This is a genomic window from Rhodocyclus gracilis, from assembly GCF_009617575.1.
GTDB lineage: Bacteria > Pseudomonadota > Gammaproteobacteria > Burkholderiales > Rhodocyclaceae > Rhodocyclus > Rhodocyclus gracilis.
Map to the genome: position 1 here is coordinate 235,477 of NZ_WIXJ01000003.1, position 11,448 is coordinate 246,924.

Below are 11,448 nucleotides of genomic sequence, written 5' to 3' on the forward strand. Positions count from 1 at the left end.
CAATAGACGAAAAAGCGCCGAACGTTTCCTGGCATGTCGCCAAGCAAAGGCCAAGCTGCTCGCACAATTAACCGCGCATTATCGGCGAGTCGACAGGCCGGTGCAATGTTGCCGATGCCGCCGGGCACGCCATTTCATGGGGCGGGCGCGTCGATTTGCGCAAATACCGGCGCGTGATCCGAGGGGCGCTCCAGCGCGCGCACGTCGCGGTCGATGCCGGCAGCCGAGCAACGTTGGGCGAGCGGCGTCGACAGCAGCACATGATCGATGCGCAGACCGATGTTGCGGCGGAAGGCGGCCATGCGGTAATCCCACCAGGACCAGCTTTTTTCGGTTTGCGGGTGGCAGCGGAAACTGTCGGCCAGCCCGAGCGCGAGCAGACGCTGAAAGGCGGCGCGCTCCGGCGCCGAGCACAGCACTTGTCCGTCCCAGGCGGCGGGATCGTGCACGTCGCGGTCTTCCGGGGCGATGTTGAAGTCGCCGGCGATCACCAGTTGCGGATGGCGGCGCAGTTCGTCTTCCAGCCAGCGCGCCAGCGCGTCGAGCCAGGCGAGCTTGTAGGCGTATTTGTCGCTGTCGACCGACTGGCCGTTCGGCACGTAGGCCGAGATCACGCGCACGCCGCCGATGGTCGCGGCGATGAGGCGCTTTTGCTCGTCCGGAAACAGCGGATTGCCGCAGACGACGTCCGTCATTGGTGCGCGCGCGAGCAGGGCGACGCCGTTATAGGTCTTCTGGCCGCTGCAGGCGACGTGGTATCCGGCCGCTTCCATTTCAGCATTGGGGAACTTGTGGTCCTCAAGTTTCGTCTCTTGTAGGCAAATGACGTCGGGTTTTTGCACGGCGAGCCAGTCGAGCAGTTGTGGCAGGCGGACCTTCAGGGAGTTGACGTTCCAGGCAGCAATTTTCATGGTCGTGTCATCGGTGCTTGAGGGGTTTTGCGGGAGCGGCAGGGCAGTGATGCCGGCAGGGGGCGCTGAGCGGTAATCCGGTCGTTGCCGGTGGTGAAAAAAACCAACAGGATCAGTGTTGTGAAGTAAGGTGTGGGTTATGCCGAATAACTTGACGCCATGTCGCGACGCGCGGCGCGGGCAGATGTCGCGCGAGTCACAGGTCGAGCGTCTGACGCCGCCGGGGTGCGGCCTCCGTCAGCATGCCGACTACGCAATCAGGCAACAGAACTTCCGAACGCATCAACGCCAGCACAACAACCCGTTGTGTATTCCAACCCGCAGGGGGGCGCATGTCGCTGCGAAGGTTTCTGATCCGGCTTATCTGGCTGTGCATATTGCCATTGCTGGCGCTGTCCGCCTATCTGGTTGTCGACAGCGTGCGCTCGGCGCGCGAGCAAAACGCTCAGCAGGCGAACGACGTCGCCCGCAATTTCGCCACTGCGCTCGATCTCGGGCTGAAGGCGCGTATCGGCGCGCTCAACCTCCTCGCCGTGTCGCCCTTGGCCAACGATCCAGCCTTGCGACATGCGCTCTACGAAGAGGCGCTGGGCTTTCGGCAGAGTTTTGGCGGTCACGTCGCGCTCGCCGATCCGCAGTTGCATTTGCTCTTCAATACCCGGCAGCCCTTCGGCAGCGAGTTGCCGCCAATGCCTCGCCCGGCGGGACGGGCGGCGGTGCCGTTGGCACTGGCGAGTGGTGAGCCGGCGGTAGGCGACAGCTTCATCGGGCCGGTGGCCAAGGAGCCGTTGATCGCCGTTGCGGTACCCGGCCTGCGCGGCGGGCGGGTCGCTTTTCTCGTGATTGCCATTGTCGAACTGGCGCAGTTTCAGCAGTTGCTCGATCAGGTCGCCCTGCCGTCGGGCTGGGCGATCAGCTTGCGCGACGGGGCGGGCGTCGTGCTGGCGCGGCGCGCTCCGGCTGGTTTCGATTCCGCCCGCGATGTCGACGCCGAGGGGCGTTTCGTCGTCGCCTCGAAGGTGGCGCCGTGGACGGTGACGCTGGAAATTCCCCGCGAGCTTTACCGGACGCCGATGCTCGTGGCAGGGCTCAGCCTTGTCGCTGCCCTGCTGCTGGCGACCGTCACGGGCGTCTTCGGTGCCCTGTCGGGCAGCCGCCGACTCGGCGAGGATTTGCGCGCATTGACGGAGCCGACGACGGCCGCCTTGCCGCTCAGCGAAATTACCGAAGTGGCGGCGGTTCGCCACGTTCTCGATGTCACGGCAGAGAGCCGCCGCGTTGCCGAATTTGCCCTGCGCGCGAGTGAGCAGCGTTTTCGCGCCACCTTCGAGCAGGCGGCCGTCGGGCTGGCACTGGTCGATCCGGAAGGGCGCTGGCTGCGCGTCAATCACAAGCTCTGCGACATCGTTGGCTACACGCACGAGGAACTGCTGGCGCTCGATTTTCAGGCCATCACTTACCCGGACGATCTCGACAGCGATCTATTGTTCGTGCGCCGCATCCTCGCCGGCGAACTGTCGACCTACTCAATGGAAAAGCGCTATGTGCGCAAGGACGGCGAACTGGTCTGGATCAACCTGACGGTGGCGCTGGTGCGGCGGGAGGATGCGCAGCCCGATTACTTCATTTCGGTGGTCGAGGACATTCAGCGGCGCAAGCAGGCCGAACTCGCCCTCAAGGCGCGCGAGGCGACGCTCAGCGAAGCGCAGCGGCTCACCGGCATTGGCAACTGGTCCTGGGATCTGCGGCGTGACGTGCATAGCTGGTCGGAAGAGATCTACCGTATCTACGGCCGCGATCCGGCACTGCCGCCGGCCGGCGTTCCGGAAGTGCAGTCGTACTTCACGCCGGCGAGCTGGGCGGAGATGCGCGCCATCATCGAAGCGGCGATGCGCGAAGGCATCCCCTACGCCGTCGATGCCGAGGTGGTGCGCCCGGATGGCACGCATCGCTGGATCACCGCGCGCGGCGAAGCGACGCGCGATGCTAGCGGCGACATCGTCGAACTGCACGGCACCGTGCAGGACATCACCGAGCGCAAAGAGGCCGCCGACGCTCTGCATGAACTCAACGCCAGTCTCGAACAGCGCGTCGAGCAGCGCACCGCCGACCTGATCGCGACCAATCAGGAACTCGACACTTTCGCCTACGCCGTTTCGCACGACCTGCGGGCGCCGCTGCGGGCGATGAATGGTTTCTCCAAGGCACTGCTCGAGGACTATGGCGAGCGACTCGACGGCGAGGCGCGCCTGTATCTCGACCAGATCATCATCGCCAGTCGCAAGATGGGCGATCTGATCGACGGCATCCTGGCCCTGTCGCGCAGCATGCGCGGCGAGTTGCACCGCGATGTCGTCAACATCTCCGAGATGTCGCGCCGCCTTCTGGCGGATCTGATCCTCGCCGACCCCGCGCGCGTGGTGGAGATCGAGATCGAGCCCGGTCTTCGCGTGCATGGCGATGCCCGCCTTGTCGAAGCCGTCATGCTCAATCTGCTCGGCAACGCCTGGAAATACACCGCCCGCACGGCGGCGGCGCGCATTTGCGTCCGGGCTGGCGAGGTTGCCAGCATGCCCGGCATTTGCGTGGTCGACAACGGCGCCGGCTTCGACATGGCGCACGCCGAGCAGCTCTTCCAGCCCTTCCGGCGGCTGCATCGGCAGGATGAGTTTCCCGGTATCGGCATCGGTCTGGCGACCGTGCAGCGCATCGTCCGTCGCCATGGCGGCGACATTTGCGCGCATGCCACGCCGGGGCAGGGGGCGAGCTTCTGCTTTGCGCTGCCGGCTGTGCTGGCCGAGGAGGGCGCCGTAGCCGGCCCGCTCGCAGCCAGCAGCGCACCACACGGCGACACCCTCCCGATCAACCCCGCCGAGAGCGTCGGCAAGGATGGAGAGGCATCATGAGCAAACGAGGAATCCTGCTGGTCGAAGACAATCCTCAGGACGAAATGCTGATCCTGCGCGGCCTGCGCAAGATCAATCTGGCGAACCAGATCGACGTTGCGCGCGACGGTCAGCAAGCACTCGACTATCTCTTTGGCGAAGGCGAGTTCGCCACCGGCGCAGCCGTGGAATTGCCGACGGTGGTGCTGCTCGACATCGCGCTGCCCCGCCTCTCCGGCCTCGAGGTGTTGACGCGCCTGCGCGCCGATCCGCGCACGCGCTTGCTGCCGGTGGTGATCCTGACCTCGTCGGACGAGGAGCGCGACCGCATCCGCAGCTATGAGGGCGGCGCCAACAGCTTTGTCCGTAAGCCGCTCGATTTTGCCGAATTCGCCGAAACCGTCGCTAATCTCGGCATCTACTGGCTCGCCACCAACGAGCCGCCGCCTGAGAGGTAGCGCATGATTCATCTCCTCTCCATTGAAGACTCGCTGGCCGATTTTCAGCTGATCGTGCGTCAGCTGAAGCGCCAGGGAGTCGACGCCACCATCGTCCGTGTCGACGATCCGGCGAGCCTTGCGGCGGCGCTGGACGAGCGCGTCTGGGACGCCATTCTCAGCGACTATGAAATACCGTCCTTGGTGTTTCACGAGACGCTCGCACTGCTGCGCCAGCGCTTTCCTGACACGCCGGTGATTCTCGTCTCCGGTTACGTCGGCGAAGAAGTCGCGGTGTGCCTGCTGAAGGACGGCGTCTGGGACGTCGTGCCGAAGGACAATCTGTCGCGGCTCGGCGCCGCCATCGAACGTGGCCTGCGCGACGCCGCCCAGCATCGCGCGCGGCGGGTGGCCGAGCAGGCGTTGCAGCAGAGCGAAGAGCGTTTTCGCCTGATTGCCGGCACCATCACCGAAGCGATCTGGATGGCCAACGTTGGCTTCACCCAGTTTTTCTACGTCAGCCCGGCGTACGAGCGCATCTGGCAGCGCTCCTGCGCCTCGCTCTATCAGAATCCGCGCGCCTCTCTCGACGACATCCATGCCGACGACCGCGAATGGGTCATGCGCCTGACGAACGAGGCGCAGTCCGCCGGACAGACGTTTTCTCTCGACTATCGCGTGCTGCGCCCCGACGGCGAAGTGCGCTGGGTGACCAATCGCGGCTTCCCCGTTCTTGCGACCGGAGGCACGCCCAGTTGCTACGTTGGCGTGGTCGAGGACGTCACCGAACGCCACGACGCCGAGGAACGCTTGCGGCAGGCAGCTACCGTTTTCGAGAGCACCCTCGAGGGGGTGATGATCGCGGCGCTGGACGGGCGTCTGCTGGCGGTCAACAAGGCGTTTACCGACATCAGCGGCTACAGCGAGGCGGAAGCGCTTGGCCGTCAAACCAACATTCAGCGCTCGGGGCGGCACGGCGACGAGTTCTATCAGGCGCTCTGGGCCAGCCTGCTGGGCACCGGGCAGTGGCACGGCGAGATCTGGAACCGGCGCAAGAACGGCGAGGTGTATCCGGCTTGGGTGAATATTTCGACCGTGCGCGACGATTTCGGTCGGCCGACACATTACGTCGGTGTCTTCAGCGATATCAGTCAGTTACGGCGCAGCGAGGAGCAACTGGCGCATCTGGCGCACTACGATCCGCTGACCGACTTGCCCAACCGGCTGCTCCTGCAATCGCGCCTCGAGCACGCGCTCGATCGTGCGCAACGGCATGGGCGACGCGCGGCCGCACTGTTCATCGACCTCGACTTTTTCAAGACGGTGAACGACAGCCTCGGCCATGTCGTCGGCGACCGCCTGCTGATCGATGTGGCGCAGCGTCTGCGTCAGCGGCTGCGTGACGACGACACGCTGGGCCGCTTTGGCGGCGACGAATTCCTGCTCCTGCTCGAACCTGTCATCAATACCGACGAGGCCGCCGTCGTGGCCCGCGATGTTTTGGCGATACTGGCGCAGCCCTTCCGCCTGGACGGCAAGAACGAGGTATTCGTCGGCGCCAGCATCGGCATCAGCATCTTTCCGGAAGACGGCAGCAGCGCCGCCGACCTCCTGCGCGGTGCCGACGCGGCGATGCATCAGGCCAAGGGGCAGGGGCGCAACCGCTTCTGCTTTTACACCGCCGACATGAACGTGCAGGCGATGGCGCAGCTGGAGCTGGAGGCGGCGCTGCGCCGCGCGCTTGAGCGCAACGAGTTTCTGCTGCACTACCAGCCGAAAGTCGATTTGCGCAGTGGCCGCGTCGTTGGCGCCGAGGCGCTGATCCGCTGGCAGCGCGAAGGTGGTGGTCTGGAGGCGCCCGGCCGCTTCATCCCGCTCGCCGAAAAAACCGGCCTGATCGTCGCTATCGGTACCTGGGTGATCGATTGCGCCTGCCGCCAGCTACGCGCCTGGAGCGATGACGGTCGCCCCGATCTGCGGCTCGCCGTCAATGTCTCGGGGCGCCAGTTCGCCTCCGGCGATCTTGCCGATGTGGTGACGCAGGCGCTCGCCCGCCATGGGGTTGCTGCCGCCGCGCTGGAACTTGAGCTGACCGAGAGCATGCTCATGGAAGACCCGGAGGCGACCATCGCCACACTGCACGCCTTGAAGCGCATCGGCGTCAAACTCTCGCTCGACGACTTTGGTACCGGCTATTCGAGTTTTGCCTACCTGAGCCGCTTCCCCATCGATACGCTGAAGATCGACCAATCCTTCGTGCGCAATCTCGCCGCCGAGCCAGAAGCGGCGATGATCGCCGTCTCGATCATCGATCTGGCGCACCGCATGCGTTTGAAGGTCATCGCGGAAGGCGTCGAAACCGAGGCGCAGCTCGACTACCTGCGAGTGCGTGAGTGCGACGAAATGCAGGGTTACCTGTTTGCTCGGCCGATGCCGGCCGATGCTTTTGGCTGCCTGTTGCAGGACGGCGCGCGCCTGATTGGCTCGCCGGTCGCCTGAGCGCAGCAGTGCGCGGCGGCGCGTATCGACGCCGCCCGCCTTTTCCGGCCGGCGCCGGTGAGACGCCGCCGGTGCGGCAGACTCAGGCAGCGATCATGCCGCTGTGGCGCAGCAGCGCGTCGACCGCCGGGTCGCGGCCACGGAAGGCGCGGAAGGAGTCGAGCGCCGGGCGCGAGCCGCCGACCGAGAGGATTTCGTCGAGGAAGCGGCTGCCGGTGCGCGCATCGAAGGGATCGCCGGCTTCCTCGAAGGCGGCGTAGCAGTCGGCCGAGAGCACTTCCGCCCACTTGTAGCTGAAGTAGCCGGCCGCGTAGCCGCCGGCGAAGATGTGCGAAAAGCTGTTCGGGAAGCGATGCCACGCGGGCGGGATGAGCACCGACACCTCGCGCCGCACCTCGGCGAGCACGTCGTAGAGGCCGCGCCCCTTGGCGGCATCGGCAACCGGGTCGTACGCGCAGTGCAGCAGCAGATCGAACAGCGAAAATTCGATCTGCCGTACCGTTTGCAGCCCGCTCTGGAAATTCCGCGCCGCCAGCATGCGCTCGAAGAGCGCGCGCGGCAGGGCTTCGCCGTTGTCGACATGCGCGCTCATGCCGCGCACGACGTCCCACTCCCAGCAGTAGTTTTCCATGAACTGCGACGGCAGTTCGACGGCATCCCATTCGACGCCGTGGATGCCCGAGACGCCAAGCTCTTCGACCCGCGTCAGCAGGTGATGCAGGCCATGCCCGGTCTCGTGGAAAAGCGTGATTACGTCGTCGTGGCTGAAGGTGGCGGGCTTTGCCTGACCGTCCTTTTCGCCGACCGGGCGCGGGAAGTTGCAGTTGAGATAGGCGACGGGCGTCTGGATGCCCCCGGCGATGCGCCGCCGCGTGATCGCTTCGTCCATCCAGGCGCCGCCGCGCTTGGTTTCGCGCGCGTAGAGGTCGAGATAGAACTGGCCGACGAGTTCGCCGGCCGGCGTTTCGATGCGGAAAAAGCGTACGTCCTCATGCCATACCGGCGCCGTGTCCGGGCGCACGCGCACCGCAAACAGCTTTTCGATGACGCCAAAGAGGCCGGCGATGACGCGCGGTTCGGTGAGGTACTGCTTCACTTCCTGTTCGGAGAAGGAATAACGCTGTTCGCGGAGTTTTTCCGAGGCGTAGGCGACATCCCATGGCTCCAGCTCGGAGAGGCCGAGTTCGCGGGCGGCGAACTCTTTCAGCTCCGCCAGATCGCGCTCGGCGAAGGGGCGTGCCTTGCTCGCCAGATCACGCAGGAAGGCGGCGACTTGCTCGGTCGATTCGGCCATCTTCGGCGCCAGCGAGACTTCGGCGTAGTTGGCAAAGCCGAGGAGGCGGGCTTCTTCCTGACGCAGTTCGAGGATGCGGCGGATCAGCGGCGTGTTGTCGAGTTCGGTCGGGCCGAATTCCGAGGCGCGCGTGGCGTGGCCGCGATACAGTGACTGGCGCAGGCGGCGGCTGTCGGCGTACTGCAATACCGGCAGGTAGGACGGCATGTGCAGCGTGAATTTCCAGGCGTCGCTGGCGCTGTCGCCGGCCGCCGCACGCGCCGCGTCGACGACGTCGGCGGGCAGACCGGCAAGCTCGGCTGGATCGGTGACGATCTCGGCGAAGGCGTTGGTTGCGTCGAGCACGTTCTCGGAGAATTTCGCCGCCAGGCTGGCGAGCTCTTCCTGAATGGCCTGGAAGCGGGGCTTGTCGGCGTCCGGCAGTTCGGCGCCGGAGAGACGAAAATCGCGGATCTCGTTGCTGACGATACGTTGCTGCGCGGCGTTGAGCCGGGCGAAGGCGGCGCTGTCGCGGAGGGTCGTGTAGCCGGCGAAGAGGGCGAGGTTTTGCCCCAGTTCGGCAAAAAAGCGCGAGACCTCCGGCAGCATGGCGTTGTACGCCTCGCGCCACTCGGGAACGTCGTTCACCGAGTGCAGATGACCGACGATGCCCCAGGCCCGCGACAGCTCTTCGATGCCGTCAGCGAGCGGTTGCGCGAAGTTCTCCCAGCTGGCGGGCGCCGCGTCGGCGGCCGTCAGACGGGCCACCAGCGCCCGCGAACGCGTCAGCAGCTCACCGATGGCGGGGGCAACGTCGCTCGGCGCAATCGCGTCGAAACGCGGCAGGCCCGAGCTGTCGAGCAGAGCGTTGGCGCTGGCCGGGCGCGGCGAGGACGAAGCGGGCGTGGGGATGTCGGTCATTGCGGGTATCGGCTTTCAGTCAGCGAAGGGGCGGCCCGTGAGGGTTTCGAAGGCCTCGACGTACTTGGCGCGGGTGCGTTCGACGACGTTGCCGGGCAGGCTCGGGCCGGGCGCCTGCTTGTTCCAGTCGAGCGTTTCCAGGTAGTCGCGCACGTACTGCTTGTCGTAGGACGGCGGATTCGCGCCTTCGTGCCAGGCATCCGCCGGCCAGAAGCGCGAGGAGTCGGGCGTCAGCGCTTCGTCGATCAGGTGCAGTGTGCCGGTTGCGTCAATACCGAACTCGAACTTGGTATCGGCGATGATGATGCCGCGCGAACGCGCGTAATCGGCGGCTTCGCTGTAGAGCGCCAGCGCGGCGTCGCGCGCTTCGCCGGCGAGCTGCGCGCCGTCTTTGCCGGTGCCGGCCAGCGCGTCGGCGAGGATCGTCGCGCAGTGCGTTTTCGAGGCTTCGAAGGAGATGTTCTCGTCGTGTTCGCCGATCTCGGCCTTGGTCGCCGGCGTGAAAATCGGGCTCGGCAGCTTGGCCGCCAGCGGCAGCCCCTTGGGCAGGGCGACGCCGCAGACGGCGCCGGTCGACTGGTAATCCTTCCAGCCGGAACCGATCAGGTAGCCGCGCACGACGGCTTCGATCGGCAGGGGGCGCAGGCGTTTGACGACGAGCGCGCGGCCCGTCACCTGATCGCGCTCGGCGGGGGCGACGACGTCTTCCGGGGCGATGCCGGTCAGCTGTCCGGGCAGGATGTGGCCGAGCTTGCCGAACCAGAAGTTCGACAGCTGCGTGAGCACCTTGCCTTTGCCCGGAATCGGGTTGGGCAGGATGACGTCGAAGGCGGAGAGGCGGTCGCTGGTAACGACGAGGAGCGAGTCGTCGCCGACGGCGTAGATGTCGCGCACTTTGCCGCGGGCAATCAGCGGCAGGCTGTCGATGCGGGATTCAAATAGGGCTTGGCTCACGATGATGGTCCGGTCAGGGAAAGAGGAGAAAAAAGAGAAAAGGGCGAAAGGGGGGCGGAAAAATAGAGGCGGTCAATGAACGAGATTGAACGAACTCAAGCGAAATTGGCGGCGCAGGAACACGGAGGGGACGTCGTGCGGCCTCTTGGCTCGCCAGGGCGCGAGTGCGCCACCTCGGCGGCTACGGGCCGGCAGACGCGTCGGCAAAACGGGAGGGCCACTGTCCGGAGGCAATTATACGGGCGACGTCAGCTCTCTTCGCCTTCCTCGCGCGCGAGTTGCTGACGCATTTTGCGGATGCCGATGAGCGAGAAGGTGGCGATCAGCGGCACCGACAGCGCCGCGGCCACTTCTGGCGACAGCTCCGGAATGATCGCGGCGACGCCGGCCGAAAGGTTTTTCACCAGCTGCGAGCCGTAGTAGGTGATCGCCACCACGGACAGGCCTTCGACGGTTTCCTGCAGGCGCAATTGCAGACGGGCGCGATTGTTCATCTGCGCCAGCAAGGCCTGATTCTGCCGTTCGAGTTCGATGTCGACGCGCGTGCGCAGGAGCTGGCTGCTGCGCACGACGCGGCCGGAGAGGTCTTCCTGCCGGCGCGCCATGGCGTCGCAGGTGTTCATCGCCGGCAACAGCCGCCGCTGCATGAATTCGGAGAAGATCGGGAAGCCCGGGACGCGCACTTCGCGCAACTCCTCGATCCGCTGGTTCACGAAGCTGTGATAGGCGTGCGAGGCGCCAAAGCGGTAGGTGGTGCGCGCCACCGAGTCTTCGACTTCGGCGGCCAGCCGCGACAGCTCGGCGAGCACTTCGCGCTCGTCGTCGGAGTTTTGCGTGTCGACGATGCCCGACATCATCGCGGCGAGGCGCTTTTCGGCGTCCGGCAGCCAGCGACCGACCTGCTTCGCGACCGGTAGGCCGAGCAGCGCCATGATGCGGTAGGTCTCGATTTCGACGAGCCGCTGCACGGTTCGCCCGGCCTGACGCTCGGTCAGCGAAATGTCGATGACGAGAAAGCGAGTGAATCCTTCGTCGAACATGAAATCCGAAAACACCCAGGCCGAACCGCCCGAGACCAGTGACGCCGCGACTTGCCGCGAGCTGGCCGAGTAGGCGGCCATGGCGGCTTCCGGCGTGATTTCGCGCGCCGAGCGCAGCTCGACGTGGGTGGCGACGATCAGTTTGCCGGGGATCGCCGCCAGCCATTCCGGCAGCAGCGATTGCAGGGCCGTGGCGGCGGTTCCCGAGCCGTCGCCGGCTTCGCCGGGCGCCAGCGGGTGCGAGAAGGTGTAACTGGAGAACTCGGTGTGCAATTCCCAGCGCAGCGTGAACTTCTCGGCTTCGAGCACGAGGTGCGTGTCGGAGTTTTCGAGGAAGCGGCAGACGCCGTCATTGCACAGGCGCGAGAGGTGCTCGCGCTCGTCGGCGACCGAGTTGCCTTCGTGTTTGAAGGCGAGATGCGAGACCAGGGTCGGCACCGCCAGCGGGATCGGCGGACGGGCGTGGAATTCCTGATTCAGCCGCTGTCGCAACGGATGCTCTTCAAATTCAAAGCTGGCAAGCATGCG

General features: G+C 65.7%; 7 protein-coding genes. 3 read left to right on the plus strand and 4 right to left on the minus strand.

Annotated elements, in window-relative coordinates:
• Positions 1-134 precede the first annotated feature (134 nt).
• On the minus strand, positions 135-911 hold the full coding sequence (gene xth / locus GHK24_RS06925; protein ID WP_153471067.1) for an exodeoxyribonuclease III: 777 nt from the start codon (positions 909-911) through the stop codon (positions 135-137).
• A gap of 332 nt (positions 912-1,243) precedes the next feature.
• On the opposite strand from xth, the gene GHK24_RS06930 reads away from it, so the two are divergent.
• From GHK24_RS06930 to GHK24_RS06940, 3 genes are read left to right on the plus strand one after another with little or no spacing between them, the layout of a single operon-like run.
• Positions 1,244-3,817: a sensor histidine kinase gene (locus GHK24_RS06930; RefSeq protein ID WP_228384576.1), complete on the plus strand. Its 2,574-nt coding sequence runs from the start codon at positions 1,244-1,246 to the stop codon at positions 3,815-3,817.
• Positions 3,814-4,254: a response regulator gene (locus tag GHK24_RS06935; protein ID WP_153471074.1), complete on the plus strand. Its 441-nt coding sequence runs from the start codon at positions 3,814-3,816 to the stop codon at positions 4,252-4,254. Before GHK24_RS06930 ends, GHK24_RS06935 begins: the two co-directional genes overlap by 4 nt.
• Positions 4,255-4,257: 3 nt before the next feature.
• The gene (locus GHK24_RS06940) at positions 4,258-6,732 is read left to right on the plus strand and encodes an EAL domain-containing protein (protein WP_153471077.1); all 2,475 of its coding nucleotides are present in this window, start codon (positions 4,258-4,260) and stop codon (positions 6,730-6,732) included.
• An 82-nt stretch (positions 6,733-6,814) separates the two neighbouring features.
• On the opposite strand, the gene GHK24_RS06945 is transcribed toward GHK24_RS06940, so the two are convergent.
• The 3 genes from GHK24_RS06945 to GHK24_RS06955 form a co-directional block, all read right to left on the minus strand.
• Entirely contained in the window at positions 6,815-8,926 is a 2,112-nt protein-coding gene (locus GHK24_RS06945; protein ID WP_194286390.1) for a M3 family metallopeptidase, read from the minus strand.
• A 15-nt stretch (positions 8,927-8,941) separates the two neighbouring features.
• The gene (locus tag GHK24_RS06950; RefSeq protein WP_340666131.1) at positions 8,942-9,880 is read right to left on the minus strand and encodes a phosphoribosylaminoimidazolesuccinocarboxamide synthase; all 939 of its coding nucleotides are present in this window, start codon (positions 9,878-9,880) and stop codon (positions 8,942-8,944) included.
• A gap of 248 nt (positions 9,881-10,128) precedes the next feature.
• Positions 10,129-11,445 (minus strand): DUF3422 family protein, encoded by a 1,317-nt coding sequence (locus GHK24_RS06955; RefSeq protein WP_153471080.1) that lies wholly within the window; start codon positions 11,443-11,445, stop codon positions 10,129-10,131.
• Positions 11,446-11,448: the final 3 nt, after the last annotated feature.